Annotated in this window: 24 protein-coding genes; 22 read left to right on the forward strand and 2 right to left on the reverse strand. The window is 69.2% G+C overall.

What is annotated here, in order from left to right:
• Window positions 1-3 precede the first annotated feature (3 nt).
• The 7 genes from dapF to ubiE all read left to right on the forward strand — a co-directional run bounded on the left by dapF (window position 4) and on the right by ubiE (window position 7,345).
• A complete protein-coding gene (gene dapF / locus IE075_RS10495; RefSeq protein WP_189456277.1) occupies window positions 4-855 on the forward strand; it encodes a diaminopimelate epimerase in 852 nt (283 codons plus the stop codon).
• Complete coding sequence (locus IE075_RS10500) at window positions 842-1,513, forward strand: DUF484 family protein (protein ID WP_189456279.1); 672 nt, start codon at window positions 842-844, stop codon at window positions 1,511-1,513. Before dapF ends, IE075_RS10500 begins: the two co-directional genes overlap by 14 nt.
• Window positions 1,514-1,541: 28 nt before the next feature.
• Window positions 1,542-2,438 (forward strand): tyrosine recombinase XerC, encoded by an 897-nt coding sequence (xerC, locus tag IE075_RS10505; RefSeq protein ID WP_189456282.1) that lies wholly within the window; start codon window positions 1,542-1,544, stop codon window positions 2,436-2,438.
• 112 nt (window positions 2,439-2,550) lie between these two features.
• A complete protein-coding gene (gene hslV / locus IE075_RS10510; RefSeq protein ID WP_189456283.1) occupies window positions 2,551-3,102 on the forward strand; it encodes an ATP-dependent protease subunit HslV in 552 nt (183 codons plus the stop codon).
• Window positions 3,103-3,251: 149 nt separating this feature from the next.
• Window positions 3,252-4,601 carry an ATP-dependent protease ATPase subunit HslU gene (gene hslU / locus IE075_RS10515; RefSeq protein ID WP_484484280.1) on the forward strand — a complete coding sequence of 450 codons (1,350 nt, stop codon included), beginning with the start codon at window positions 3,252-3,254 and terminating at the stop codon, window positions 4,599-4,601.
• A 122-nt stretch (window positions 4,602-4,723) separates the two neighbouring features.
• The gene (locus tag IE075_RS10520) at window positions 4,724-6,481 is read left to right on the forward strand and encodes a S8 family serine peptidase (RefSeq protein WP_189456288.1); all 1,758 of its coding nucleotides are present in this window, start codon (window positions 4,724-4,726) and stop codon (window positions 6,479-6,481) included.
• Between the two features lie 102 nt (window positions 6,482-6,583).
• A complete protein-coding gene (gene ubiE, locus IE075_RS10525) occupies window positions 6,584-7,345 on the forward strand; it encodes a bifunctional demethylmenaquinone methyltransferase/2-methoxy-6-polyprenyl-1,4-benzoquinol methylase UbiE (protein ID WP_189456289.1) in 762 nt (253 codons plus the stop codon).
• A gap of 78 nt (window positions 7,346-7,423) precedes the next feature.
• On the opposite strand, the gene IE075_RS10530 is transcribed toward ubiE, so the two are convergent.
• Entirely contained in the window at window positions 7,424-9,652 is a 2,229-nt protein-coding gene (locus IE075_RS10530; protein ID WP_189456290.1) for a carbohydrate binding family 9 domain-containing protein, read from the reverse strand.
• Between the two features lie 107 nt (window positions 9,653-9,759).
• On the opposite strand from IE075_RS10530, the gene IE075_RS10535 reads away from it, so the two are divergent.
• The 4 genes from IE075_RS10535 to IE075_RS10550 all read left to right on the forward strand — a co-directional run bounded on the left by IE075_RS10535 (window position 9,760) and on the right by IE075_RS10550 (window position 13,850).
• On the forward strand, window positions 9,760-11,700 hold the full coding sequence (locus tag IE075_RS10535; protein WP_189456292.1) for a M1 family metallopeptidase: 1,941 nt from the start codon (window positions 9,760-9,762) through the stop codon (window positions 11,698-11,700).
• Between the two features lie 120 nt (window positions 11,701-11,820).
• Window positions 11,821-12,534, forward strand: coding sequence for a hypothetical protein (locus tag IE075_RS10540; RefSeq protein ID WP_189456676.1), 714 nt, complete (start codon window positions 11,821-11,823; stop codon window positions 12,532-12,534).
• Between the two features lie 178 nt (window positions 12,535-12,712).
• Window positions 12,713-13,180, forward strand: coding sequence for an aminoacyl-tRNA deacylase (locus tag IE075_RS10545; RefSeq protein ID WP_189456294.1), 468 nt, complete (start codon window positions 12,713-12,715; stop codon window positions 13,178-13,180).
• 121 nt (window positions 13,181-13,301) lie between these two features.
• Window positions 13,302-13,850 carry a hypothetical protein gene (locus IE075_RS10550; RefSeq protein WP_189456296.1) on the forward strand — a complete coding sequence of 183 codons (549 nt, stop codon included), beginning with the start codon at window positions 13,302-13,304 and terminating at the stop codon, window positions 13,848-13,850.
• 33 nt (window positions 13,851-13,883) lie between these two features.
• Here the strand turns inward: IE075_RS10550 and IE075_RS10555 are convergent, their stop codons facing one another.
• Entirely contained in the window at window positions 13,884-14,816 is a 933-nt protein-coding gene (locus tag IE075_RS10555) for a carbohydrate kinase family protein (RefSeq protein WP_189456298.1), read from the reverse strand.
• 269 nt (window positions 14,817-15,085) lie between these two features.
• Between IE075_RS10555 and IE075_RS10560 the strand changes: the two genes are divergently transcribed.
• The 11 genes from IE075_RS10560 to lipB all read left to right on the forward strand — a co-directional run bounded on the left by IE075_RS10560 (window position 15,086) and on the right by lipB (window position 26,721).
• The gene (locus IE075_RS10560) at window positions 15,086-16,132 is read left to right on the forward strand and encodes a rod shape-determining protein (protein WP_189456300.1); all 1,047 of its coding nucleotides are present in this window, start codon (window positions 15,086-15,088) and stop codon (window positions 16,130-16,132) included.
• A 172-nt stretch (window positions 16,133-16,304) separates the two neighbouring features.
• Entirely contained in the window at window positions 16,305-17,630 is a 1,326-nt protein-coding gene (mreC, locus tag IE075_RS10565; protein ID WP_189456302.1) for a rod shape-determining protein MreC, read from the forward strand.
• Entirely contained in the window at window positions 17,630-18,112 is a 483-nt protein-coding gene (gene mreD, locus IE075_RS10570) for a rod shape-determining protein MreD (RefSeq protein WP_189456304.1), read from the forward strand. The genes mreC and mreD overlap by 1 nt, the downstream gene beginning before the upstream one ends.
• Before the next feature lie 12 nt (window positions 18,113-18,124).
• Entirely contained in the window at window positions 18,125-20,254 is a 2,130-nt protein-coding gene (gene mrdA, locus IE075_RS10575; RefSeq protein WP_189456678.1) for a penicillin-binding protein 2, read from the forward strand.
• A complete protein-coding gene (rodA, locus tag IE075_RS10580) occupies window positions 20,251-21,363 on the forward strand; it encodes a rod shape-determining protein RodA (protein ID WP_189456306.1) in 1,113 nt (370 codons plus the stop codon). The genes mrdA and rodA overlap by 4 nt, the downstream gene beginning before the upstream one ends.
• A gap of 130 nt (window positions 21,364-21,493) precedes the next feature.
• Entirely contained in the window at window positions 21,494-22,684 is a 1,191-nt protein-coding gene (gene mltB, locus IE075_RS10585; RefSeq protein ID WP_189456308.1) for a lytic murein transglycosylase B, read from the forward strand.
• Window positions 22,681-24,096: a septal ring lytic transglycosylase RlpA family protein gene (locus IE075_RS15845; RefSeq protein WP_189456311.1), complete on the forward strand. Its 1,416-nt coding sequence runs from the start codon at window positions 22,681-22,683 to the stop codon at window positions 24,094-24,096. Before mltB ends, IE075_RS15845 begins: the two co-directional genes overlap by 4 nt.
• A gap of 43 nt (window positions 24,097-24,139) precedes the next feature.
• Entirely contained in the window at window positions 24,140-25,375 is a 1,236-nt protein-coding gene (locus IE075_RS10595; protein ID WP_189456313.1) for a D-alanyl-D-alanine carboxypeptidase family protein, read from the forward strand.
• 99 nt (window positions 25,376-25,474) lie between these two features.
• Complete coding sequence (locus IE075_RS10600) at window positions 25,475-25,726, forward strand: hypothetical protein (protein ID WP_189456315.1); 252 nt, start codon at window positions 25,475-25,477, stop codon at window positions 25,724-25,726.
• A gap of 42 nt (window positions 25,727-25,768) precedes the next feature.
• A complete protein-coding gene (locus IE075_RS10605; RefSeq protein WP_189456317.1) occupies window positions 25,769-26,047 on the forward strand; it encodes a DUF493 family protein in 279 nt (92 codons plus the stop codon).
• The gene (lipB, locus tag IE075_RS10610) at window positions 26,035-26,721 is read left to right on the forward strand and encodes a lipoyl(octanoyl) transferase LipB (RefSeq protein ID WP_189456320.1); all 687 of its coding nucleotides are present in this window, start codon (window positions 26,035-26,037) and stop codon (window positions 26,719-26,721) included. Before IE075_RS10605 ends, lipB begins: the two co-directional genes overlap by 13 nt.
• The last annotated feature ends 35 nt before the right edge of the window (window positions 26,722-26,756 follow it).

Here is a 26,756-nt window from a genome sequence, read left to right on the forward strand (position 1 = left end):
GCCATGGCGCAGGCGATGCGTCGCTTCACGAAGATGCACGGCGCGGGCAACGACTTCGTCGTGCTCGACCTGCGCGGCGGGCGCACGCCGCCCGACGCTGCCACCTGCCGCGCGCTCGCCGACCGCCACACCGGCATCGGCTGCGACCAAATCCTGACCGTCGAGGACGCGCTCGCATCCGGCGCCGTCGCGCGCTACCGCATCTGGAACGCGGACGGCTCGCCGTCGCAGCAGTGCGGCAACGGCGCGCGGTGCATCGCGGCCTGGCTCGTGCGCGACGGTGCGGCCGGAGACGGTGACTTCCAGCTCGACAGCCCGGCCGGCCGCCATGCGGTGACGCCGCTCGGCGGCGGTCGTTTCCGCATTGCGATGGGCGTGCCCGAGTTCGAGCCCGCACGCGTGCCGTTGCGCGGCTTTCACCGCGCGCTCGACGCATACGCACTCGAGGTCGACGACGCGCTGCTCGCGTTCGGCGCGGTCTCGATGGGCAATCCGCACGCCGTGATCGAGGTCGATGACGTCGACGCCGCGCCGGTCGCGACGATTGGCCCGCGGCTGCAGGCGAGCGTCGCGTTTCCAGAGTCGGCGAACGTCGGCTTCGCGCAGGTGCATGCACGCGACCGCATCGGCCTGCGCGTGTACGAGCGGGGTGCGGGCGAGACACGCGCGTGCGGCAGCGGCGCCTGTGCGGCCGCCGCGGTGCTCATGCGGCGTGGGCGCGTCGCGCGTGTGGTGAGCGTCGAGCTGCCCGGCGGCACGCTTCAGATCGAATGGCCGTCGGACGACGTGCCGCTCACGATGGCCGGCCCGGCCTCGTTCGTGTTCGAAGGGGAATGGATCGATGATCGACACTGACAAGCTCGGCGCGCATGACGTCGCCGCCTGGCTGCGCCGGCACCCGCGCTTTTTGCAGCAGTTTCCCGATCTCGCGCTCACGCTCGTCGTGCCGCGCGAACAGGGTGCGACCGCATCGCTCGCGAGCTACCAGCTCGAGGTGCTGCGCGACAAGAACCGCGAGCTCTCGCGTCGGCTGCACGAGCTGTTTGCGAACGCGCAGGAAAACGAGCGGCTCAGCGTGCGTGCGCACCAGCTCACGTTGTTGCTGATGCGCCAGACGAATGCGGCCGACACCGTGCGCGCGATGGCCGCGAGCCTCGCCGAGGACTTCAACGGCGAGCTCGTGCGCATCGTGCTGCTGCGTCCGGTCGAAGGCCTGCACGACGTCGAGTGGCTGCAGGTCATCGACGCCGAAGACGCACGCCTGACACCGTTCCGCGATTGCCTCGCAAGCGGCGAGGCGCTGTGCGGGCGGCTCAATCCCGACAAGCACGCACTGCTGTACGGCGCACGCGCCGACGAGATGCAATCGACTGCGCTGCTGCCGGTCACCGGCATCGGCCTCGTCGCGGTCGGCAGCCGCGACGCGAACCGGTTTTTCCCCGGCATGGGCACGCTCTTCCTGCGCATGATGATCGAGGCATTCGCAGCCGCGCTCGCGCGCTTCGACACCTGATCCGAGCTAAACGGCTGCACGCAACAAGATGAACGCGGTCGACGGGTTCCTCGAATACCTGCGCGTCGAGCGGCACACCTCGCCGCACACGCTCGATGCGTACCGGCGCGATCTCGATGCGCTCACGCAGTGGTGCCTGGCGCAAGGCGAGGGCGATGTCGTGCAGCTGCAGGCGGCACCGCTGCGCGCGTTCGTCGCCGCCGAGCATCGACGCGGGCTGTCGCCGAAGAGCCTGCAACGGCGCCTGTCGGCGTGCCGCAGCTTCTTTGCCTGGTTGCTCAAGCACGGCCGTATCGCGGCGAACCCGGCCGCGCAGGTGCGTGCGCCGAAGGCCCCGCGCAAGCTGCCGCAGGTGCTGGATGCCGACGAAGCCACCGCGCTCGTCGAAGTGCCCACCGACGCGCCCCTCGGGCTGCGCGACCGCGCGCTGCTCGAGCTGTTCTATTCCTCGGGCCTGCGCCTGAGCGAGCTGTGCCGCCTGCGCTGGCGCGACCTCGACCTCGCCGATGGCCTCGTGCACGTGCTCGGCAAGGGCCGGCGCGAGCGCAGCGTGCCGGTCGGCTCGCATGCGCGCGCCGCGCTCGCGCAATGGCGCGCCGAAACCGGTGCCGCAAGCGACGCGCCGGTGTTTCCGGGCCGCGGCGGCGGGCCGATCACGCCGCGCGCGGTGCAGTTGCGCGTTGCCCAGCTCGCGCAGCGCCAGGGCCTGTTCAAGCGCGTGCATCCGCATTTGCTGAGGCATTCGTTCGCAAGCCACGTGCTCGAATCGTCGGGCGATCTGCGCGGCGTGCAGGAGTTGCTTGGCCACGCCGATATCGCGACGACGCAGATCTACACGCATCTCGATTTCCAGCACCTGGCGAAGGTGTACGACGCGGCGCATCCGCGCGCGCGGCGCAAGCGCGGGGCGAGCGAAGAAGAGTGATCAGCGCGGGCTCCGGCGCCTGCAGCGGACGTGCAAACGCGCGTTGAGGGCACAGGCCCCTTGTCGCCCCGGCGTACGACCCCATCTCGTGCGGACACCCTCCGGAGGCCGCATGGACCCCAGTCGCAACCCGAATGTCTTTCACGCCACCACGATCCTCTCGGTGCGGCGCGACGGCCGCGTCGCGGTCGCCGGCGACGGCCAGGTCACGCTCGGCAACACGGTGATGAAGGGCAACGCACGCAAGGTGCGACGCCTCGGCCGCGACAGCCAGGTGCTCGCAGGCTTTGCCGGTGCGGCCGCCGACGCGTTCACGTTGTTCGAACTGTTCGAAGCCAAGCTCGAAAAACACGGCCAGCTCACGCGCGCCGCGGTCGAGATGGCGAAGGACTGGCGCACCGAACGCCGCCTCGGAAAGCTCGAAGCGCTGCTCACGGTCTCCGACAAGGACACCTCGCTGATCATCTCGGGCACCGGTGACGTCATCGAGCCCGAGGACGGGATCATCGCGATCGGCTCGGGCGGCCCGTACGCGCTGTCCGCCGCGCGTGCGCTCGCGCTGCACACCACGCTCGATGCGAAGACCATGGCCGTCGAGGCGCTCAACATCGCCGGCGACGTGTGCATCTACACCAACCGCAACATCGTCGTGGAAGAGCTCTGATCCGCCGCGCGCAATCAGCCCGCTGACGCGCCCGCGTCGCAACGCGTCCTCGCGGCGGTCACACGCATGCCGCCACCGTTCCCGTCTCCGCGACCCATATCAAAGACCCGATTCCGATGCCGCATAGACCCGATACTTCGAACGCCACGATGACCCCGCGCGAGATCGTGCAGGAGCTCGATCGCCACATCATCGGTCAGCAGGATGCCAAGCGCGCGGTCGCGATCGCATTGCGCAACCGCTGGCGCCGCATGCAGCTCGAGCCCGTGCTGCGCAATGAGGTGATGCCCAAGAACATCCTCATGATCGGCCCGACCGGCGTCGGCAAGACCGAGATCGCGCGCCGCCTGGCCACGCTCGCGAATGCGCCGTTCGTGAAGGTCGAAGCCACGCGCTTCACCGAGGTCGGCTACGTCGGCAAGGACGTCGAGCAGATCATCCGCGACCTGGCCGACACATCGGTCAAGCTCTATCGCGAACAGGCCAAGCAGCGTGTTCGTGCGCAGGCCGAAGCGCGCGCGGAAGACCGCATCCTCGATGCCCTGCTGCCGCGGCGCGCGGTCACCACGGTGTTTGGATTCGGGGGCGAGGAACCGGCCGAGGACGAGGCGAGCGCAAAGGACAACGAAACGCGCGCAAAGCTGCGCAAGCAGCTGCGCAGCGGCGCACTCGACGAGCGCGAGATCGAGATCGAAACCGCGATCAACGTCGGCGTCGACATCATGGCGCCGCCGGGCATGGAGGAGATGGGCCAGCAGCTGCGGCAGATGTTCTCGCAGGTCGCAGGTGCGAAGACCCATAAGAAGACGCTGCAGATCAAGGCCGCGCGCTCGCAACTCGTCGAGGAAGAGGCCGGCAAGCTCGTCAACGAGGACGACGTGCGCGAAGCGGCGATCGAGGCCTGCGAACAGCACGGCATCGTGTTCATCGACGAGATCGACAAGGTCGCCAAGCGCGGCGAGAACCTCAGCGGCGGCGACGTGTCGCGCGAGGGCGTGCAGCGCGATCTGCTGCCGCTCGTCGAAGGCTCGACCGTCTCGACCAAGTACGGCTCGATCAAGACCGACCACATCCTGTTCATCGCCTCCGGCGCGTTCCACCTGGCCAAGCCGAGCGATCTGATCCCCGAGCTGCAGGGCCGCTTCCCGATCCGCGTCGAGCTCAGTGCGCTGAGCAAGGACGACTTCGTGCGCATCCTGACCGAGCCGAAGGCCGCGCTGACGACGCAGTACATCGAGTTGCTGCGCACCGAAGGCGTCGAGCTCGCGTTCGCGCCCGAGGCCGTCGAGCGGCTCGCCGAAATCGCCGCGCAGGTCAATGAGCGGCAAGAGAACATCGGTGCGCGCCGCCTGCACACGGTGCTCGAGCGGCTGCTCGACACGCTGAGCTTCGATGCGCCCGACCGCGGCGGGCAGGCGGTCACGATCGACCGTGAATACGTCGACGCCCACCTCGGCGAGCTGGTGAAGGATCCGGACCTCAGCCGCTACATCCTCTGATCAGGGTTCTGAACACGGCTGCTGCAGTGCAGCACCCTGTTCAGCTTCAGTGGGGGTATGGTCGGTCTTCGGCTCATCCGTGATGGATGTCCCGTTTCCGATACTCGAGGAGAAGCACACCCATGAAGCGCCACCCGCTCGTTGCCGCGCTCGCCGCCGCCGCCGTCCTGACCGTTGCCTCGGCGTCTGCCGCACAGCCTGATCCGAATCGCGTCCTCGTGCGCTTCAAGCCCGGCGCCGGACCACAGGCTGAAAACGCGGTGCGAGGTGCTGGCGGGCGTGTGCACCTCAAGCTCGATCGGCAGCGCGTGATCGCCGTGTCCGTGCCGGCGCAGGCGCTGGCCGGGCTGCGCAACAACCCGAACATCGAGTACGTCGAGCCCGATGCGCCGCGCTACGCGCTCGGCCAGGTCACGCCGTACGGCATCAACAACGTGCAGGCGCCGCAGGCCTGGAGCGTCGGAGCCGAAGGGCAGGGCGTCAAGGTCTGCGTGATCGACTCGGGCATCAACGCCGCGCATGAGGACTTCGCGGGCGTGGCGATGACGGGCTATCCGAGCGGCTGGAACAACGACAGCTGCGGCCACGGCACGCACGTGGCCGGCACGATCGCCGCGGTCAACAACACGGCCGGCGTCGTCGGCGTGAGCCCGGGCAAGGTCTCGCTGCACATCGTCAAGGTGTTCGACGGCGCCTCGTGCGGCTGGAGCTACGCGTCGACGCTCGTCGACGCGGCGAACCGCTGCGAGGCAGCCGGTGCGAAGGTCATCAACATGAGCCTTGGCGGCTCGACCAGCAGCACCACCGAGAAGAACGCGTTCGCCGATCTCAACGCCAAGGGCGTGCTGAGCATCGCGGCGGCCGGCAACGACGGCAACAACCGCCACAGCTACCCGGCGTCGTACGACAGCGTGGTGTCGGTGGCTGCAGTCGACCAGAACAACGTGAAGGCCGATTTCTCGCAGTACACCAGCCAGGTCGAGATCGCCGCGCCGGGCGTCGGCGTGCTCAGCACCTACCCGCTCCGCGACGCATCCCTGGAAGTCGGCGCGGCCAACTACATCGTCTCGGCGATGACCGGCACGGTGCAGAAGACCGCGACCGGCGGCCTCGTCGACGGCGGGCGCTGCACCGCGCCGGGCGGCTGGGCCGGCAAGGTCGTGCTCTGTGAGCGCGGCGACATCAGCTTTGTCGACAAGGTCAACGCAGTGACCTCGGGCGGCGGCGTCGCGGCGATCGTCTACAACAACGCGCCGGGCGGCTTCTCGGGCACGCTCGGCGACGGCGTCACGTCGACGATCCCGGCGCTGAGCCTGAGCCAGGAAGACGGCCGGGCCCTCGTCGCGGGCGCGCTCGGCCAGAGCGCGAATGCGAGCACGGTGGCTGAGTCGAACACGAGCGGCTATGCCTACCTCGACGGCACCTCGATGGCGACGCCGCACGTCGCCGGCGCGGCCGCTGTCGTGTGGAGCGCGAACCCGTCGGCCACGAACGATCAGGTGCGCACCGCGCTCACCGGTACGGCGCTCGACCTCGGCGCGGCCGGGCGTGACACGAGCTACGGCTACGGCCTCGTGCGCACGTTCGCGGCGGCCGAAGCGATCGTCGGCGGGGGCGGTGGCGAGCCGGCGACGGCGCCAACGGGCCTGACCGCGCAGAACTTCAGCACGCGCAAGGGTCGTCTTGAGAACCGTCTGGCGTGGAGCGGCGGCGATGTCGCGGTCGACGTGTTCCGCAACGGCGGCAAGGTTGCCTCGTCGATCAACAACACCGGCGCGTACACCGACAGCCTGCGCGTCCGCGGCAGCGGCTCGGTGACCTACAAGGTCTGCAACGCCGGCACGGCGAGCTGCTCGAACCAGGTGTCGGTCAGCTATTGACCGCACGCCGATGCACGAAAAAGGGCCCGCATATGCGGGCCCTTCTTTTTTGCGATGCCAGCCCAGCGCGGCATGCACGCGCCCGGGTGCGATAATCGCCGCATGAGCGATCACGACCCCCGCCCCGGCACCACCCACTTCGGCTTCCGCGACGTGCGCGTCGAGGAGAAGCAGAAACTCGTCGGCGAGGTGTTCTCGTCGGTCGCACGCAAGTACGACCTCATGAACGACCTCATGTCGCTCGGCATCCATCGCGCGTGGAAGCGCTACTTCGTTGCGACCGCGCAGGTGCGGCCCGGTGATCGCGCGCTCGACCTGGCCGGCGGCACCGGCGACATCGCCGCGCTGCTCCGCGATCGGGTTGGCGATGCGGGCGCCGTCGTGCTCGGCGACATCAACGGCGAGATGCTGCGCGTCGGTCGCGACCGCATGATCGACCGCGGCCGCGTGTCGGGCTTCGACTATGTGCAGTGCAACGCCGAGAAGTTGCCGTTCCCGGATGCGAGCTTCGACCTCGTCACGATCGCGTTCGGCCTGCGCAACGTCACCGACAAGGACGCTGCGCTGCGCGAAATGCATCGCGTGCTCAAGGTCGGTGGGCAGGCGCGCGTGCTGGAGTTCTCGGAAGTGAAGGCGGAGTGGTTCAAGCCGATCTACGACTTCCACTCGTTCAACGTGCTGCCGAAGCTGGGGAAGCTGTTCGCAGGCGACCCGGGGAGTTACCAGTACCTCGCCGAAAGCATCCGCAAGCATCCGCCGCAGGACGAGCTGAAGTCGATGATGCAGGCCGCCGGTTTCGAGCGCTGCAGCTACAAGAACCTCTCGGCCGGCATCGTCGCGATCCACACCGGCTACGCGGTGTGACGCTTCGACGGGCGGCATTGTCGCCACCCCCACACACGTCAGGCGGCTACGCCCGGCAGGCGCCGGGCGCCGCCCCGATCACCCCCCCGGCTGCCAGGCGTAGCTGAGCTTCAGGAACACGCCGCGGTCCCGATCGGCCAGCTGCAGTTGGTCATCGTCGGCATAGCCGCCGTGCGAGTAGCCCAGGTACGCGGCCGTGCGCGGGTTGAGTTTGTACGAGTACAGCAACTGCGCCGCGACGTCGCGACTGCGGGCTCCGACGGGCACGGCATACAACGCCGCATCCCGCTGCACTTCACTTGCCTGCACGGACAGGCGCAGCCGCTGGCGTGGGTCGAGCTGCCAGCTTGCGCGGCCGTCGAGCACCCGGGCCTCGAAGGCGGTGCCGCCGTCGCGCTCGAGCGTCTGCACGTTCGCGTCGAGCGCGATGGCGAGGCCGCGCCCGATGTCCAGCCCGAGTTCGACGCCGAGCTGCGTGTAGTCGCCGAGCCGCGCAGCGCGCAAATCGAGCTGGCGGCCGGTCTGCACGACCAGTTCGGTGCGCACGCCCGCCCACGGTGTGGCTTCGAGAAACAGCGAGCGGAACGACTCGTCGAACATGCGCCCGTCCCAGAAGCGCTCGCGTACGCCGCCGCCGATCTGGGCGAAGCTTTGCCGCGGGCCCCGGACGCCTACGAAGCCCTCCACCTCGCGCTCGAGCACCTGGCCGTCGCTGCGATGGGTGATGTCCCAGTCGCCGCCGACCGTAACGCGCGTGATCGCCGCGCCCTCGGCCCCATACCAGTGGCGGTTCCCGCCGGCGACGGTGCGGTCGAAGCCGACCTGCGAAATAAAGCCCAGATCGGCGCGGAAGCCCGGGTCGATCCGGATGTGGTGCAGGTGGCTGTTCCAGTTGCGGTTGCCGAAGTTGTAGCGCGCGACCAGCGCATCGCCCGTCGGCGATGCCTCGTCGAGCCCAAGGCTGCCGGGATAGCGCGAATCGCTGCGCAGCCACTGCCCGCTGAAGGTGTGGCTGTCGCGCTGCCAGCGGCCGTCGAAGCCCACCAGTGCATTGCGGTAGTCGTCGCCGCTGCGCACGGTCGCCACGGCGCCCAAGCTCGCCTGTCCGTCGAAGTCGTGGCGGTAGCGTGCAAACGCCGCGTCGGAGGCTTGGTCGAGCAGTTGGAAGCGCGAGCCGAGCGCGCCGGGGATCAACAGCTGCGTGATCGCGTCGCGCGCAAGCACGGCGCCGTACGCGCTCGAACCCAGGCGCCCGGTGACCCGCACGCCGACGTCCGGATCCGCGATCTGGCGCGTGTACAGCACCTGCAGCGGGGTGCTGAACGTGTCTGCGGCCTCAAGAAAGAACGGCCGCTTCTCGGGGAAAAACAAGGCGAAGCTCGTATTGAGATCGAGCTGCGCCGAGTCCGACTCCACCTGCGAGAAATCCGGGTTCAGCGTTGCGCTGAGCGTGAGGTTCGGGCTCGGCGTCCAAGCCACGTCGACGCCGGGCTCGATCTGCGTGCCCTCACCGCGCCAGTCGTCCCCGTCGCGCGATTGCGCGTGCGCAACGGTGAGGGTCGGCGTGATCTCCAGCCCGCGGCCCTGCCGGATGCCGGCAAAGCCGTCGAACTTGCGCATCGAGCACAGATCGCAGCGCGCGCCGCGCTCGACACGCTGGTCCGCGTACACGAAGCGGTGCTCCCGCGGCCGCACGCGCAGGAAGCGCACGCCCCAGCGACGCGCGCCGTCGGTCGGTCGAAACCGCAGCGTCGCGAATGGGATCCGCATCTCGATGCGGTAGCCGGTCTCGGTGATCTGGGCCGCGCTGGTCCACAGCCCGTCCCACGCATCGTCTTCGTGGCCGCTGGCTTCTTCCTTGACGAGGTCCGCCTGCACGCCGAGCGGGTTGACGAAGAACTCGTATGCGCGGCGCTGGTCGTCGAACGTGTCGAGCATGATCCCCGCGAAGTCATCGCGGTACAGCGCATCGCGGTCGCGCAGGAACGCGCGGATCTTCGACGGGTCCGGGTCGCGTGCATCGAGCGCCACCAGCAGCGCATCGTCCGTGTACGCGATATAGGCGGTCGTCGCGACGGACGCATCGACGCTGTCGCCGGGCTGGATCTCGTACGGCAACGCCACTTGCGCGGCCTGTTGCCAGACGGCCTCGTCGATGACGCCGTCGACCTCGATGTCGGCATCGACGCGCGGGACCGACAGCGGCGCATCGGCCGCGTGCGCGATTGTGGCGAGGGAGGCGAGCAGCAGAACGGCGCACGCGACGAAGGGCCGCGTCGGGCGGCGGCAGAAATTGGAAAACGGCATCCGCGGAAGTCTAGCGACGCGGCCGGTCAGCCGCCGGTGCGGGAAGTCATGCCGCCCGCATCGGGCGGGGCGCTAAACTCGACCGGTCAATGCCACCCGGATCCGCCATGCGCCTGTCTCGCCTGACTCTCTGCCTCGCTGCCGTGCTCGCCGCCGCCTGTTCGCCTGAGGCGCCGCCGCCGGCCGCCGACGCGCCGCCCGCTGTCGCAACGAGCGCAGCCCCCGCGGCCACGACGGCCGTCGACGAGCACTCCTATGCCGAGCCGGACAAGGTGCGCACGAAGGACATCGCGCTCGTGCTCGATGTCGACTTCGCCGAGAAGCAGCTCGAAGGCAGTGCGACCTACACGCTGGAGTGGCTCGATCCGACCCACGGGCGGCTCGTGCTCGACACGCGCGATCTCACGATCGAGAAGGTGGTCGGCGAACGGGCCGACGGCAAGTGGACCGACCTGATCTACACGGTGGATCCGGCCGACGACGTTCTCGGTAGCCGCCTCGTCATCGCCGCACCGGACCGCAACAAGCGCATCCGCGTGACGTACAAGACCTCGCCGAACGCGTCGGGCCTGCAGTGGCTCGAGCCGTCGATGACCGAAGGCAAGAAGCAGCCTTTCATGTTCAGCCAGTCGCAGCAGATCCACGCGCGCTCGTGGGTGCCGCTGCAGGACACGCCGCAGGTGCGTTTCACCTACACCGCGAACGTAACCAGCCCGAAGGACACGATGGTGCTCATGAGCGCCGACAACGACCCGAAGGCCCCGCGGGATGGCGAGTACACGTTCAAGATGCCGCAACCGATCCCCTCGTATCTGCTTGCGATCGCGGCGGGCGACCTGGTGTTCAAGCCGATCAGCGAGCGCAGCGGCGTGTGGGCCGAGCCGGCCGCCGTCGACAAGTCGGTGAAGGAATTCGAAGACACCGAGAAGATGATCGTCGCGAATGAAAAGCTGTACGGCCCGTACCGCTGGGATCGCTACGACATGCTCGTGCTGCCGCCGTCGTTCCCGTACGGCGGCATGGAAAACCCGCGCTTGTCGTTCATCACGCCCACCGTGATCACCGGCGACAAGTCGCTCGTCGCACTCATCGCGCACGAGCTTGCGCACAGCTGGTCGGGCAACCTCGTCACGTTCTCGACCGCGAAGGACGCATGGCTCAACGAAGGGTTCACGAGCTACGTCGAGAACCGCATCATCGAGGAGTTGTACGGCAAGGAGCGCGCTGACATGGAGAACGTGATCGAGCGCAACGAGCTGGCGAAGGAGTTCAAGGAGGTCGACCCGAAGCTGCAGCAGCTTGCGGTCAAGCCCGGCGTGCTCAAGGACCCGGATGAGAGCTCGAGCGCGACGGTCTACACGAAGGGCGCGTGGTTCCTGCAGTTCCTCGAGCAGCGCTTCGGCCGCGAGGTGTTCGATCCGTTCCTCAAGAACTACTTCGACCACTTTGCGTTCCAGTCGATCCCGACCGCCACGTTCGTCGACTACCTGCAGAAGAACCTCATCGACAAGCACCCCGGCAAGGTGACGATGGCCGAGGTCGAGAAGTGGATCTACCAGCCGGGCGTGCCCGAGTTCGCGCCGAAGATCACCTCGCCGCGCTTCGACGCCGTCGATGCCGCGCGCGCCGCTTGGCTCAAGGACGGCACGCTGCCGCCGAAGTCGCTGACCGGCAACTGGGTCACGCAGGAATGGGTGCACTTCATCGAAGGCATGCCGCAGACGCTGACCGTCGACCAGCTCGCCGCGCTCGATGCCGCCTACGGCTTCACCGGCACGCGCAACGGCGAGATCGCGCAACGCTGGTACCCGGTCGCGGTGCGCAGCGGCTACACGAAGGCGAATGAGGCGATCGTGCAGTTCCTGCAGACGATCGGCCGCCGCAAGCTCATCATGCCGACGTACAGCGAGCTCGTGAAAACGCCGCAGGGCCTCGCGCTTGCCGAGGCGACGTTCGCGAAGGCGCGCCCGGGCTATCACCCGATCACGACCGGCTCGGTCGAATCGGTGATCGCGAAGGCGAAGCAGCCGGCCGCGAAAACGCCGTAAGCCACACGCGCCGCCCGGCGTGCCTCCCGGGCGGCGCTGTGATGCAGGCGCGCTGCGATGCATCGACTCGACGCACACCGCGCCATGATCGAACGTCCCCCACGGAGACCCGCCATGTCGATGAAGCCCTCGCTCGTGCTCGCCGCCGCGCTCGCACTCGCCGCCTGCACGCCGGCCCCGGATCCGGCCGAGCAGGCCGCCGCGCAGGCGGCCACGAACGAGCAGGCCGCCGAGTCGATGGCAAAGCAGTTCGAAGCCGAGTTCGCCAAGAGCAACTGGGGCCTCGCGCGTGCGCACGGCGACGTGCTCATGGCCCAGCACGCCGGCACGCAGGCCGCGGCACGCATCAAGCCGCAGTACGAGGAAGCGAAGGCGAAGGCCGAGGCCGACCGCGAGCAGCGCCGCCTTGCAAGCCTGTGGATGTACCAGACCGAGCGCGCCGGCAACGGCGAGCAGCTGTCGGCCGCGATCTACGCGAAGGAGCCGGTCGACACCGGCGCCGGCGCAAAGCCCGTGCGGCTGATCTTCCGCGACCACCCCGAATGGGGCGACAGCAGCTACCTCACGCTCGAAGGTGGCGACTTCAACTGCTACGGCGGCTGCAAGGTGAAGGTGACGCTCGATGACGGCACGCCGCGGTCGATGGCCGCGAGCCGCCCGGACACCGACGAGGCGATCGCGATGTTCATCGAGGACGAAAAAGCGCTGTGGAAAATGGCGCAGCAGGCCGAGAAGACGCTCGCGGTCGAATTCCCGGTCAAGGCCGGCGGCACCCGCACCGCGGTGTTCGAAGTCGGCGAGCTGCAACCGCAGAAGCTGCCCGGCTGGCCCTGAGGCCGCACGGCATCGCGGATGAGGCGCCGCTGCCGTCGCGCCTTCCGTCACGTGCCGGCAGCGCGCCTGCGCCTAGCGTGATCCTGCGCGGCCGTGCCGCGCGTGCGCAGCAGGATGCGTGCACGATCCGTGCGGCGACCCGACGAAGCGGAGTCGCGGGCCGCCCGGGAGGGAGGTCATGCTCAGCCCGCGTCTGCACTCGTGTCTGCACGAGACCCACGCCCATTACACCGCGCTGCATCACGAACGCACGATCACCGCGCCGCACACCGCCGAGGTGCTGCAGGTGCCGCGCGAGCAGTTCGCGAAGATCGTGATGCTCAAGATCGACGGCGCGCTTGCGATGCTCGTGATGCCTGCGAAATTCAACGCCGACCTGCACCGCATCGCGCTGGCGCTCGGCGGCGCGAAGGTCGAGCTCGCGCACGAGGACGAGTTCCGCGATGCGTTTCCAGACTGCGAGCCCGGGGCGATGCCGCCGTTCGGCCATCTCTACGGCATGCCGGTCCACGTCGACTCGCGGCTCGCCGCGCACGACAGCGTCACGTTCAACGCCGGTACGCACACCGACGCGGTGCGCATGCCGTACATGGAGTTCGAGTCGATCGCGCAGCCGGAGATGCTGTGGGTCGAGCACATGATGTGAATGCCCGCGCCACGGCGTGACGCGCATCGGTGCCAGGCCGGCATGCTTGCGGTAACGTAGCGGCCTTGCGACGGCGCATCGGACGGGCCGCTACTCCCCTGCCGCTTGCGAATCGATGGGCATGCACAACGTCACGACCTCGACCTCCCCGACTTCAAACCGCCCGCTGCGCCAGGCGCGCATCGTCGAGCACGAGATCGACATCCATCCGGACTGGCTCGACTTCGGGCCCGAAGACCCGCTCGACGCCGGACGCTGGATCAACCGCTGCGCCCGCTGCAAGGCGCAACCGGAGCTTCGGTTCGAAGGGCAGGCCCACGCGGTGCGCTGCGCGTGCGGGAATGCCGGCACGGCGGGTCGTCTCGCGTCGGTCGCGGCGATCAACTGGAACAAGTCGCCGGCGTCGATCCATCCTGACTACCGCACGCTGCCGTTCTTCGCGCTCGACGGGCTCGACGTGCCGGCCGCCCGCGAGAAGCTCAACACCGTGCGCGACTACCTCGTCGAGCAGAAGCGCCGCTGCGAGCAGCGCATCCGCCTGCGCGAACCCGTCGGGCATCGCTATTTCCAGCGCATCCGCGCCTATCTGGCGTGGTCGATCTATGCGCTCGGCCTCGTCAAGGAAGCTGAGCTCGCGCAGGACGCGGCCGCCCGCCAGGCCGCGTCCTGAGGTTGTTCGCGGACACGGTGCTAGCGTTGACGCTTAGAGCGCGTAGCCGAACTGCTGCTTGAACTGCGCGGCAAACTCGTCGTACGTGAAGCGCTGGTTCTGCGTGCCCGGATGCTCGACTTTGAGTGCGCCCATCAGCGACGCCATACGGCCACAGGTCGGCAGGTCGAGGCCGCGCATGAGGCCGAGGATCAGCCCGGCGCGGTAGGCATCGCCACAGCCGGTCGGATCGACCACCTGGCGCTCGTGCGCGGGCGGCACTTCATGCACGCCGTCGCCGGTGTGGATCTGGGAGCCGCGCGGGCCGCGCGTGGTGATGTACGCGCGCACCTTCGAGGCGATCGTCGCCTCGTCCCAGCCGGTGCGCTCCTGCAGCAGGTTCGACTCGTAGTCGTTGACGACCACGTACTGCGCGAGCTCGATGAAGTGGCGGAACTCCTCGCCGGAGAAAAGCGGCATCGCCTGCCCCGGATCGAAGATGAAGGGGATGCCGCACTCGGCGAACTCCTTCGCGTTCTGCAGCATGCCGTCGCGGCCGTCGGGGGCGACGATGCCGAACGTGACGCCGTCGACGTCGCGCACGTGGTTGTCGTGGCTGCGGCTCATCGCGCCGGGGTGGAACGCGGTGATCTGGTTGTTGTCCAGGTCGGTCGTGATGAACGCCTGCGGCGTGAACATGTCCTCGATCACGCGCACCTGGTCGAGGCGGATGCCGCAGGCTTCGAAGTGCGCGTGGTACGGCGCGAAATCCTGGCCCACGGTCGCCATCGGCACGGGATCGCCGCCGATGAGCTTGAGGTTGTACGCGATGTTGCCCGCGCAGCCGCCGAACTCGCGGCGCATGCGCGGCACCAGGAACGACACATTCAGGATGTGCACCTTGTCGGGCAGGATGTGGTTCTTGAACTGGTCCGGGAACACCATGATGGTGTCGTAGGCCAGCGAGCCGCAGATCAGGGCAGACATCGAGAATCCTTGAGGCGTGGACGCAAACGGCGCACAGCGTAGCGGCTGCGCTGCGCGCGGGCCACTGACGCCGCATCCGGGGCCAGCCCAAGCGATGGGGTGCCCATTTTTTATTGACCGCCCGCCGGCATTGGGAACGTGGGCTGACGAGAGGCGGCGCAAACCGACGTAAACCGTTGGTTTTCCTTGTTCGGGCAGGGGGGCGTTGCTAGGCTAGCCCGCTTGTTGCATCCCCCTTTACTCCCCTTTCTTTCTGGTCGGCCCACGCGATGTTGAAGAAGTTTCGCGGCATGTTCTCGAACGACCTGTCCATCGATTTGGGCACGGCGAACACCCTCATCTACGTGCGCGGGCAGGGCATCGTGCTCAACGAGCCGTCGGTCGTGGCCGTGCGCCAGGACCGCGTGGTCGGTGGCAACCGCTCGGTGGCGGCCGTCGGTGCAGAGGCCAAGCAGATGCTCGGCCGCACACCGGGGCACATCACCACGATTCGTCCGATGAAGGACGGCGTCATCGCCGACTTCACCTACACGGAAGAGATGCTCAAACACTTCATCCGCAAGGTGCACCGCTCGCGCTTCCTGCGTCCGAGCCCGCGCGTGCTGGTGTGCGTGCCGTGCGGCTCGACGCAGGTCGAGCGCCGCGCGATCAAGGAATCGGCCGAAGAAGCCGGTGCGCGCGAGGTGTACCTGATCGAAGAGCCGATGGCCGCCGCGATCGGCGCCGGCATGCCGGTGACCGAGGCGCGCGGTTCGATGGTCGTCGACATCGGCGGCGGCACGACCGAAGTCGCGGTGATCGCGCTCAACGGCATCGTGTATTCCGCATCGGTGCGCATCGGCGGCGACCGCTTCGACGAGGCGATCATCAGCTTCGTGCGTCGTACGTACGGCACCTTGATCGGCGAGTCGACCGCTGAGCGCATCAAGCTCGAGATCGGCTGCGCGTATCCGTCCGAAGAGGCGCGCACGATCGAAGTCTCCGGCCGCAACCTCGCCGAGGGCGTGCCGAAGATGATCAAGATCGGCTCGAACGAGGTGCTCGACGCGCTGCGCGAACCGCTCAGCGGCATCGTTGCGGCCGTCCGGCTCGCGCTTGAGCAGACCCCGCCGGAACTGTGCGCCGACGTCGCCGAGCGCGGCATCGTGCTCACCGGCGGTGGCGCGCTGCTGCGCGACCTCGATCGCCTGATCAGCGAAGAAACCGGCCTGCACGTGCAGGTGGCCGACGACCCGCTGACCTGCGTTGCCCGCGGCGGTGGCCGCGCGCTCGAGCTGGTCGACATGCACGGCAACGAGTTTTTTGCGCCGGAATAAGCGCGGGATTTGTGATTGGGGATTGGGTTCGGCCGCGCGGTTGTCGCGGCCGCCCGGCTCGCAGGCACCATTTCGACCTCGTCCGGTGACCCGGCCTTGCATGCACGTCGTCGCCGACGCGCCGCAAGCGCTGCACTGAACCCCGATTCCGAACTCGACCTTTCGTTCCGAAGTGCCTTACGCCGGTCCATCCCCTGCCGCCCGCGGCGACGTCACCGGCACGCTGCGGCTCATGGCCTACCTCGCCGTCGCGCTCGTGTTGGTCGTGCTCGACCACCGCGGCGGCTGGCTGCACCGTGCCCGCTCGGAGGCCACGGTGCTCGTGCAGCCGCTGTGGGCGCTGGCCGGTTGGCCCGCGCGCGTGACCGGCCAATTGGCCGAGGACGCCGGCACGCTGGCGCGCCTCACCGAAGAAAACCGCGAACTGCGCCGGCAGGCATTGTTCGACCGGGCGCGCATGGCGCGCATGCAGACTGTCGCGGCCGACAACGCGCGCCTGCGCGAGCTGCTCGACGCCGCGCAGCGCAACCGGCTCGACGCGCAACTCGCTCCGATCCTCGACGTCGATCTCGATCCCACGCGCCAGCGCCTCGTGCTCGATGCGGGCAGCCGCGACGGCGTGCGTGCAGGCCAGGCGGTTATCGACGCCGGCGGGCTCGTGGGGCAGGTCGTGCAGGTCACGCCGCTGCAGGCCACCGTGCTGCTCGTGACCGACCCCGACCACGCGGTGCCGGTCTCGGTCGCGCGCAACGGCGTGCGCCTCGTCGCTTACGGCCGCGGCCGCAGCGACCGGCTCGCGCTCGAGAACGTGCCGCTGTCGAGTGACGTCAAGGTCGGCGACGTGCTCGTGACGTCGGGCCTCGGTGGGCGTTTCCCGCCGGGCTTCGCGGTCGGCACCGTCACCGCGCTGCAGCCCGATCACAGCCGCGCCTTCCTGGTCGGCGACCTCACGCCCGCGGCGGCGATCGATCGCGGCCGCGAAGTGCTGCTGCTGCGCGCCGCGCCGCGCCGCGTGGATCCGGTGGACGTCAACGCGGCGACCGGGGCCGCAGGCGAGGGTGGCTCCGCGGGCGAGAAGGCAGGCACGAGCGGGGCCGCCGCGCCTTCGGCGCCGGTCACGCCGCTGCGCCCGGACGCCGTCCCGCCGCGCGCGGGTGCCGCGAGCCCGACCGCAAGTCCAAGCTCAAGTCCAAGCGCGACGACTGTGCCTGCACCGGCCGGCGCACCCGCCGCCACGGCGCCACGCCAGGCAGCCCCGCAGGCAGCGACGACGCCGCGCCCCGTTGCGCCGCGGCGCGCGACGCCTACGACCATTGCCGCGCCGTCCGCCGCTGCGCCGCCTGCGGCCACGCGTTCGACCACCGCACCGCCCGCCACCGCGCTGCCCCCAGCTGCGCCGACTGCAAGTGCTGAGCCGACCGCTGCTGAGCCCGTAACCGCACCGCCCGCAACCGCTGAGCCGCAGCCCGCCCCGCCCGACGACGGAGGCGACCGCTGATGCGCGGCCATGCGCCTTGGGCCTTGCCGTTGAGCGTGTTCATCGCACTGCTGCTCGGCTTGGTGCCACTGCCCGAATCGATCGAGCCGCTGCGCCCGTACTGGCTTGCGCTCGTGCTCGCGTACTGGGTCATCGAAACGCCCGATCGCGTCGGGCTGGGCTTCGCGTTCTCCATCGGCCTCGTGGCCGACCTTGCGTTCGGCAGCCTGCTCGGCGAGCAGGCGCTGCGGCTGGTCGCGATGGCGTTCATCCTGCAGCGCTTCCGCGCGCGGCTGCGTTTCTTCCCGATGTCGCAGCAGGCGCTCGCGATCGGCGCACTCTTGCTCAACGACCGCATCGTCGCGGCCGGCCTGCACCTCGTGCTCGGCGCGCCGACGCTGAGCGCGGCGTTCTGGTTCGCGCCGCTCATGGGCCTGCTGCTGTGGCCGCCCGTGTTCGTGGGGCTCGATGCCCTGCGCGTCGGCGCGATGCGGAGGCGCTGAGCCGTGCGCTTTCTGAAGGTCCGGCCGCGTCGTCGCGTGCTCAAGAACGTCGCCGCCGAAGCCGTGCGTTTCCGCCAGCGGTCTGCGCTCGCGTTTGCGGGTGTCGTGATCGCGCTGCTCGGCCTGGCCGTCTGGTACTTCCAGCTGCAGGTGATCGAGCACGAGGAATACGCCACGCGCTCGGAGGCGAATCGCATCAAGCTGCAGCCGGTCGTCCCCGGCCGCGGCCTGATCTACGACCGCAAGGGCCGCATCCTGGCCGACAACGTGCCCGCGTACCGGCTCGACGTGACCCCGAAAGACGCGGGCGACCCCGCGGTCTGGTTGCCCGCGCTGCGCGGCCTTGTCGAGCTCAGCGAGGACGACCTGGCCCGCTTCGATGAAGCGCGTCGCGCGTCGCGCGGCTTCAAGCCCATCACACTCAAGCTGCGCGTCACCGAGGAGGAGGCTGCGCGTTTCGCGGTCGACCGCTGGCGCTTTCCGGGTGTCGAGCTCGTGTCCTACCTCAACCGTCGTTACCTCTACGGTGAGCTGTTCGCGCACACGATCGGCTATGTCGCGCGCGTCGACGAAGCCGATGCCGAGAAGATGGGCGAGGCGAACGCGGCGTTCTCCCACATCGGCAAGACCGGGCTCGAGCGCTTCTACGAAGAGGCGCTGCGCGGCAAGATCGGCTACGACAAGATCGAAACCAGCGTGGAAGGGCGCCAGCTCGGCCTCGTCGACCGCGTTCCGGCCGTGCCGGGCGCCGATCTGCGCCTGAGCCTGGATCTGGACCTGCAGCGCGCGATGGTGATCGCGTTCGGTGACAAGGACGGTTCGGCCGTCGCGGTCGATCCGCGCACCGGCGCCGTGCTTGGCATGGTGAGCCTGCCGGGTTACGACGCGAACCTGTTCGTCAACGGCATCTCGCACGATGACTACCAGCGTCTGACCACCGACCCGTCGCGTCCGCTGTTCAACCGCAACGTGCTTGGCGGCGGCCCGCCGGGCTCGACGATCAAGCCGCTCGCCGCGCTCGCCGGCCTCGACAGCGGCGTGCGCACCCCCGACTACCGCGTGTTCTCGACCGGCGAGTTCCGCATCCCCGGCCAGCGGCGCGGCTACCGCGACTCGTCGGGCGGCGCGGGCTGGACCGACCTGCGCAAGTCGATCTCGCTGTCGATCAACTACTACTACTACCAGCTCGCCTACCACATGGGCATTGCGCGGTTCGCGCAGTACATGCGGCGCTACGGCTTCGGCGAGCCGACCGGCATCGACCTCGCGGGCGAGAACGCGGGCATCGTGCCGTCGCCCGAGTGGAAGCGCGGCCGCACGCGCGAGCCGTGGTACCCGGGCGAGACGGTGATCGCCGGCATCGGCCAGGGCTACTGGATCGCGACCGCATTGCAGCTCGCCCGCGGCACCGCGGCGATCGCCGACCAGGGCCGGCTGCGCCGCCTGCACCTCGTCGACGCGCGCCGCGACGGCTACCGCGCGCCGTGGACGCCGCTGCCGCAGGATGCGCCGCGGCGCATCACCGACAACCTCGAGCACCTGCGCATCGTGCAGGAAGGCATGATGGCGACGATCCACGGCCAGGGCACCGCGACCGCGATGGCCCGGGGCGCCACCTACCTGATGGCCGGCAAGACCGGCACGTCGCAGAAGATCAGCCGCAAGGGCAGCCAGAGCATGGATCCGCGCTCGCTGCCCTACCACCTGCGCCACCAGGCGTTGTTCGTGGGCTACGCGCCGGCCGACAACCCGACGATTGCGGTCGCGATTGTCGTCGAGCACGGCGGTTACGGCGGCAGCACCGCAGCGCCGATCGCACGCAAGATTTTCGACGCCTGGCTGACGGGCAAGATGCCCGAGCCCGATCCCGAGAGCACGCGGCAGCTGCCGCCGGGCACGCTCGACGGGATCCCGGGCTCGGTTGCGCCGCCGCCGCTCAAGCAGGTCGTGCCCGGCAGCCGAGACCTGCCGTCCACGACTCCAGGTGCGCGCGCCGCGCCCGCGCCGTCGGCAGGCGCCACGCCGGCGGCCGCAGATCCAAGCGCGCAGGCCATGACGAGCCGCGCCCCGGCCGGTCCGCCCGCTTCGCCCGCGCGCACCCAGGCCGCACCGGCCCCGCCGAGCAGCGAGCCGCGTCGATGAGCGTCATCCTGCGCTGGCTGTTCGACCTCGTGCAGCGTTTCACCCGCACGCTCGATCTGCCGCTGCTTGCCGCGCTGCTCGCCCTGATGGCGATCGGCCTGCCCGTGCTCTACAGCGCGGCCGACAACTCGATGCGCATGATGCTCGCGCAGGGCGCACGCTTCGGCGTCGGCCTCGCCGCGATGTGGGCGCTCTCGCGCCTGCCGCCCACGCAGCTGCGCAACTGGACCCCGGCGGTGTTCGCTGTCTCGCTGGTGCCGCTCGTCGCGGTGCTGTTCGTCGGCGACGGCAAGCACGGCAATCACTGGATCGACCTGGGCGTGTTCTATTTCCAGCCGGCCGAGCTGCTCAAGCTGAGCCTGCCGATGATGGTGGCCTGGTACCTCAACCGCGAGCCGCTGCCGCCGCGCGTGAGCACGGTCGTGATCGCCGGGCTCATCATCGGTTTGCCGACGCTGCTCATCCTCAAGCAGCCCGACTTCGGCACCGGCATGCTCGTCGCCGCGAGCGGCGCGTTCGCGTTGTATCTCGCGGGGCTGCCGTGGTGGTGGTTCGGCGCGGCGGCTGGCGGCGTCGCCGCGATCGCGCCGGTCGCGTGGTTCTGGCTGCTGCGCCCGTACCAGAAGGACCGCATCCTCACGTTCCTCGATCCGGAATCCGATCCGCTGGGCACGGGCTGGAACATCATCCAGAGCAAGATCGCGATCGGCGGCGGCGGTTTTTCCGGCAAGGGTTGGGGCGAGGGCACGCAGGCGCACCTGAATTACCTGCCCGAGCACACGACCGACTTCATCTTCGCCGTGCTGGCCGAGGAGTTCGGCTGGGTCGGCGTCGTCGTCGTGCTCGCGCTTTACCTGTTCGTGATCGGGCGTTGCCTGTGGATTGCGAGCGAAGCACGTGATGGCTACTCGCGTCTGCTCGCCGGCGCGCTCGGCCTGGCGTTCTGCGTCTACGTGATCGTCAACGGCGGCATGATCTCCGGCCTGCTGCCGGTGGTCGGCGTGCCGATGCCGCTGCTGAGCTACGGCGGCACGTCGGCCGTGTCGCTGCTGGCGGGCCTCGGCGTGGTCATGGCGGTGCGCGCGCATCGGCCGGTGCATGGGCGCTGAGCGCGCCGGAGCGCCGCTCCGCACCGCGCGTGATGCGCTCGGCCGTGCCCGCTCGAGCCTGACTCGAGCGTTCATTTCTGCGTTTACGGTCGGGTTTGGAGGCTTTGGGGTGCGTGCTACCCTCGCGCCGATGAGCCGAAGCCCCCACGCCCGACGCATCATGACCTGCACCGTCGCACTCGCCCTCGCGGGCTGCGCCACGCAGGCGCCGCCCCCGGTGATGCACCCCACGCAGCCCGCCGCACCGCAGCCGGTGTCCACCGCGCCGCGCCTGCCGCAGCCGACTGTCCCGTTCGCAAAGCCGCCGGGCACGAGCCCGCTGCCCGACCCGTATCCGGCGATGTCGCCCGAACAGGCGCGTGCGCAGTTCGTGCGCGACACGGCCGCGAAGTACGGCATCGAGCCGGCGCGCATCGAATCGGTGCTCGCGAAGGCGACCAAGCGCGAGAGCATCCTCACCGCGATGTCTCGCCCGGCCGAAGCCAAGCCGTGGCGCGACTACCGCCCGTTGCTGGTGACCGACGCCCGCATCGCAGGCGGCCGCAAGTTCCTCGAGCAGCACCGCGCCAAGCTCGCGAAGGTCGAGGCCGCCACCGGCGTGCCGGCCGAGATCATCGTTGCCATCATCGGCGTCGAGACCAGCTACGGCGCGAACACCGGCAAGCACTCGATCGTCGATGCGCTCTACACGCTCGGCTTCTATTACCCGCGCAGCGGCGACCCGACGAAGGCCGAGCGAGAGGCGCGCCGCGAGGCCTTCTTCCGCAACGAACTCGCCATGCTGTTCGCGCTCGGCAAGCAAGAGGGTGTCGACGTGAGTTCGCTCACCGGCAGCTATGCCGGTGCGATGGGCTACGGCCAGTTCATGCCCTCGAGCTACCTCGAGTTCGCAGTCGACGGCGACGGCGACGGCAAGCGCAACCTGTTCACCAACCTCGACGACGTGTTCGCCTCGATCGCGAACTACTTCATCGTCAAGGGCGGCTGGCAGCGCGGCGGCCCGATCGCGGCGCGCGCGCAGGTTGCGCCCGATGCGCTGCCGTTCGAGCCGGAGGGTTTCGAGCCGGTCTACACGCTCGGCGACCTGGCCGAGGCCGGGTATCGCGCATCGGCGCCGCTGCCGCCGCAGACGCCTGCCACGGTCGTCTACCTGGACGGCGCGGACGGGCGCGAAGCCTGGCTCGGGTTCCGCAACTTCTACGCGATCACCCGCTACAACATCTCCAAGCACTACGCGATGGCCGTGCGTGACCTGGCCGACGCAATCGCTGGACGCACGCCGGCGGCCAACGCCGCGGCTCAAGGATCGACCGCACCATGAAGCCACTGCTGATCGTGACGGCGGCGCTCGGGCTCGCCGCCTGCGCAAGCGCGCCCAAAACCGCCGACAAGGCTCCGCTGCCCCCCCTCGTGCCGCCGCCCGCCGCTGCGCCGGTGATCGCAAAGGTCCCGGCCACTGCCAAGGTGCGCAAGGCCTCGCCGTATGCCCCCGCGCAGGAAGACCCGAGCACGCGTGGCGATTACGTCGCCGGCGGCCTGTACAAGCCCGGCGTGGCCGACAGCACCCCGGACTACCTGCCCGACGTCGACGCGATCCCCGAGCCGGAGATCACCGACATCCCGCGTTCGAACGTGGGCAACCGTTCGAGCTATACCGTGCTCGGCAAGACCTACCACGTGCTCGACACGAGCCGCGGCTACGTCGAACAGGGTTTGGCCTCCTATTACGGCCAGAAGTTCCACGGCCGCCGCACCTCGAACCTCGAGGTGTACGACATGTACGCGTTCACCGCCGCGCACAAGACGCTGCCGCTGCCGAGCTTCGCGCGCGTGACGAACCTCGACACCGGCAAGTCCGTCGTCGTGCGCGTCAATGACCGCGGCCCGTTCCACGACGGCCGCGTCATCGATCTCAGCTACGCCGCCGCGGTCAAGCTCGGCATCACGCAGGCCGGCACCGGCCGCGTCGAAGTGCGCGCGGTGCATCCGGACGATCCGGGCACGCTGATCGCAGGCGCGTCGGGCAAGGGCGGCAAGAAGGCGATGGGCGCGGTCAACACCTCGCCGAGCGTCGTGCGCAGCGCGCTCGACCGCCTCGTCGCCGTGATCCCGGGCCGCAAGCCGGCGGCGCCGACGCCTGCCGCGAGCGCGAGCGCCCCGGACGTGGCACCGCCGACAGGCACCGGCGGTGCGTTGCCGACGGCGATGTCGGGCGCCGGTGTCGCCGTCAATGCCGCTGCTGCTGCATCGAGCGTGACGGTGCCGGCCGCCGGCGCCGCCGCGGCGGCCCCGCACACGCCGGCCGCGGGCGACGTCCGTTTCGACATGCGCCAGGACGGTCGCGCGATGAACGCGGACGAGTTCGATGCCTGGATGAAGAGCCGCCAGATCCGCGTCGCGACCGGCAAGCCGGTAACACCGGGCCCGTCGCCGGAGACGAGCGCAGCGCCGATCGTCGCGGCGGCCGCGGCGTCCGGCGCCGCGCCAGTCGCCGCTGCGGGTGGCGGGCTCACGCTCCAGGTCGCAAGCTTCGGCGCGCGCTCGAACGCCGACCGCGCGCTCCAGATGTTGCAGGGTGCGGGCATCGGCGGCGCGCGCCTGCAGGATGGCGTCGTCAACGGGCAGAACGTGTGGCGCCTGCGCATAGGCCCGGTCGCAGCGGCCGGCGAAGCGGAACTCGCCTCCCGCCTCGCAGGTCTGGGATTTGGCACGCCGCGGCGCGTGAACGACTGATTGGAATCGATCGCCGGCGCAGACCGGCACGGAGACGCATCACATGAAAGCCCGTTCCATCCCCGCCGCGACGACGCTCGTCGTCTGGGCCGCCTCTGCGGCATTGACCGCCACGTTCGGCCTCGCCTTCGCACAGGCCCCCGCCACGCCGACGCCGGCCACCGCCGCGCCGCGCGCGCTCAGCGACGCGCTGCCTGTTCCGCCGGCACCGAAGGTCGTCGGCAAGGCCTGGATCCTCATGGACGCCGCGAGCGGCAACGTGCTGGCGGGCGAGAACATCGACATGCCGGTCGAACCGGCAAGCATCACCAAGGTCATGACGAGCTACGTCATCGCGGCCGAGATGGCCGGCGGCAAGGTCAAGCCGACCGACCCGGTGATGATGAGCGAGAACGCCTGGCGCGAGGGCGGCGCCGGCACCGACGGCAGCTACTCGGGCTTCGAGGTCAACAAGACCGCGCCGCTCGAACAGATGGAAAAGGGCATGGTGATCCAGTCCGGCAACGACGCGGCGATCGCGCTCGCCGAACACGTCGCCGGCAGCACCGATGCGTTCGCTTCGCTGATGAACCAGTACGGCAAGCGCATCGGCATGAAGAACACCAACTTCGTGAACCCGCACGGCCTGCCGGCCGAGGGCCACATGACGACGGTGCGCGATCTCGCCGTGCTTGGCCGCGCCCTGATCCGCGATTTCCCGCAGGCGTACTCGTACAACAAGATCAAGGAATTCACGGTCGGCCCGATCACGCAGGCGAACCGCAACCTATTGTTGTGGCGCGACGCGTCGGTCGACGGCATCAAGACCGGCCACACCTCGAGCGCGGGTTACGGGCTCATGGCCTCGGCCAAGCGCGGCGACCAGCGGCTGATCTCGGTCGTGGTCGGCTCCACCGGTGAAAAGCAGCGTGCCGACGACAGCCAGGCCTTGCTCAACTGGGGCTTCCGGTTCTTTGAAACCCATCGCCTGTTCGACGCCGGCAAGGCCGTCGCGACGCAGAAGGTCTGGAAGGGCGGTGCCGACCAAGTTCAGCTTGGCCTGACCGCGCCGATGCTCATCACCGTTCCGCGCGGCCGTTACGACCGGCTGAAGTCGACGATGGACGTGCCGGGCCAGCTGATCGCGCCGATCAAGAAGGGCCAGCAGATCGGCACGGTGAAGGTCATGCTCGACGGCAAGCCCGTCGCGCAGCGCCCGCTGGTGGCGCTCGCGGCCGTCGAGGAGGCCGGCTTCTTCAAGAAGCTCTGGCACGAGCTGCTGATGTGGTGGGAGTCGTAATCACCCGCGTTCCCGGCGTGCCGGGCGCGTGACGTCTGGCACGTTCAGCACGTGATGTGGGCGCCGTATTGTCCGGCCTTCCTCGAACGAGCTACCCCGATGATCCGTGCCCTTACCGCAAGCTTGCTGCTGCTTCCCGCCCTTGCGTTTGCCTCGGACCCGCCCGCGCCTGCACCGAGCGAGGCGCCCCAAGCCGTTGCGGTGGATAAGGACGCTGAAAAGCTGATCTGCCGAAGCGAGAAAAAAATCGGGAGCAACCGGCCGGAGCGGGTCTGCCGCACGAAGGCAGAATTGGAGCGCGCGCGTTCGCACTCCGACAGCCAGATGCGTCATCCGCAGAACGGCGGCTGACTCTGTCGGGTACTGGGCGCGTTCCCGCCTTACACTTATCGGATGGACATCCATTCCGATAATCCGGACCACGGCTTCCAGTACCCCGGGCAATTCGAACTCTGCGCGATGGGCCTCACTGCCGCCGCGCTCGATGCGCACCTACCCCGTCAGCTTGAAGCGGCGGGGATCCAGGTGTTGCACGGTGCAGTCACGACACGCCCGTCGTCGAACGGAAAGTACGTGTCCGTGCGTATCCCGTTTTTGGCCGCCAGCCGTGAGGACCACGAGCGCGCCCACGATGTGTTGCGGGCGAACCCCGACGTGAAGTGGACGATTTGACGTCTCCTCCAGGTTCTCGATCGTTGACTGTGATCACCCGCGATCTCGGACGCCGCCCCTATGAGCCGGTCTGGCGCGCGATGCAGGCGTTCACCGACACACGGGGCGACGATACGCCCGACGAGCTGTGGCTTGTCGAGCACGAGCCGGTGTTCACGCTCGGCCAGGCCGGCAAGCGCGAGCACGTGCTGGTGCCGGGCGACATCCCGGTGCTGCACGTCGATCGCGGCGGCCAGGTGACCTACCACGGCCCCGGCCAGCTCGTGCTGTATCCGCTGCTCGATCTGAAGCGCATGAAGGTCGGCGTGCGCGAGTACGTCGAGCGCATCGAGCAGGCGGTGATCGACACGCTCGCCGAGTGGAACATCGACGGCGCGCGCCGCTGCGGCGCGCCGGGCGTGTACGTGAACGACGCGAAGGTGATGGCGCTCGGCATCCGCGTGCGCCGCGGCTGCACGTTCCACGGGCTCGCGTTCAATGTCTCGATGGATCTCGAGCCATTTTCGCGCATCAACCCCTGCGGTTACGCGGGCCTGCAGGTCGTTTCGCTCGCCGATCTCGGCGGCCCGTCCGGCCTCAGTGCAGTCAAGCCCGTGCTGCTTTCGCAAATTGCGCGGCAGTTTGGGCTCGCGATTAAGCCCGTAGCGGCATCCGCGGACGCGCTGCCCGCGTAAACCTGAGAAAATCGGCGCCCGCATCGCCGTTCGCA

The organism is Cognatilysobacter bugurensis (assembly GCF_014652095.1).
GTDB classification, from domain to species: Bacteria; Pseudomonadota; Gammaproteobacteria; order Xanthomonadales; family Xanthomonadaceae; genus Cognatilysobacter; species Cognatilysobacter bugurensis.

Bases quoted from the DNA above. Each gene is read 5' to 3' on its own strand.
- dapF (WP_189456277.1), top strand. From the start codon at position 4: ATGGCGCAGGCGATGCGTCGCTTCACGAAGATGCACGGCGCGGGCAAC.
- IE075_RS10500 (WP_189456279.1), top strand. From the start codon at position 842: ATGATCGACACTGACAAGCTCGGCGCGCATGACGTCGCCGCCTGGCTG.
- xerC (WP_189456282.1), top strand. From the start codon at position 1,542: ATGAACGCGGTCGACGGGTTCCTCGAATACCTGCGCGTCGAGCGGCAC.
- hslV (WP_189456283.1), top strand. From the start codon at position 2,551: ATGGACCCCAGTCGCAACCCGAATGTCTTTCACGCCACCACGATCCTC.
- hslU (WP_484484280.1), top strand. From the start codon at position 3,252: ATGACCCCGCGCGAGATCGTGCAGGAGCTCGATCGCCACATCATCGGT.
- IE075_RS10520 (WP_189456288.1), top strand. From the start codon at position 4,724: ATGAAGCGCCACCCGCTCGTTGCCGCGCTCGCCGCCGCCGCCGTCCTG.
- ubiE (WP_189456289.1), top strand. From the start codon at position 6,584: ATGAGCGATCACGACCCCCGCCCCGGCACCACCCACTTCGGCTTCCGC.
- IE075_RS10530 (WP_189456290.1), bottom strand. From the start codon at position 9,652: ATGCCGTTTTCCAATTTCTGCCGCCGCCCGACGCGGCCCTTCGTCGCG.
- IE075_RS10535 (WP_189456292.1), top strand. From the start codon at position 9,760: ATGCGCCTGTCTCGCCTGACTCTCTGCCTCGCTGCCGTGCTCGCCGCC.
- IE075_RS10540 (WP_189456676.1), top strand. From the start codon at position 11,821: ATGAAGCCCTCGCTCGTGCTCGCCGCCGCGCTCGCACTCGCCGCCTGC.
- IE075_RS10545 (WP_189456294.1), top strand. From the start codon at position 12,713: ATGCTCAGCCCGCGTCTGCACTCGTGTCTGCACGAGACCCACGCCCAT.
- IE075_RS10550 (WP_189456296.1), top strand. From the start codon at position 13,302: ATGCACAACGTCACGACCTCGACCTCCCCGACTTCAAACCGCCCGCTG.
- IE075_RS10555 (WP_189456298.1), bottom strand. From the start codon at position 14,816: ATGTCTGCCCTGATCTGCGGCTCGCTGGCCTACGACACCATCATGGTG.
- IE075_RS10560 (WP_189456300.1), top strand. From the start codon at position 15,086: ATGTTGAAGAAGTTTCGCGGCATGTTCTCGAACGACCTGTCCATCGAT.
- mreD (WP_189456304.1), top strand. From the start codon at position 17,630: ATGCGCGGCCATGCGCCTTGGGCCTTGCCGTTGAGCGTGTTCATCGCA.
- rodA (WP_189456306.1), top strand. From the start codon at position 20,251: ATGAGCGTCATCCTGCGCTGGCTGTTCGACCTCGTGCAGCGTTTCACC.
- mltB (WP_189456308.1), top strand. From the start codon at position 21,494: ATGAGCCGAAGCCCCCACGCCCGACGCATCATGACCTGCACCGTCGCA.
- IE075_RS15845 (WP_189456311.1), top strand. From the start codon at position 22,681: ATGAAGCCACTGCTGATCGTGACGGCGGCGCTCGGGCTCGCCGCCTGC.
- IE075_RS10595 (WP_189456313.1), top strand. From the start codon at position 24,140: ATGAAAGCCCGTTCCATCCCCGCCGCGACGACGCTCGTCGTCTGGGCC.
- IE075_RS10600 (WP_189456315.1), top strand. From the start codon at position 25,475: ATGATCCGTGCCCTTACCGCAAGCTTGCTGCTGCTTCCCGCCCTTGCG.
- IE075_RS10605 (WP_189456317.1), top strand. From the start codon at position 25,769: ATGGACATCCATTCCGATAATCCGGACCACGGCTTCCAGTACCCCGGG.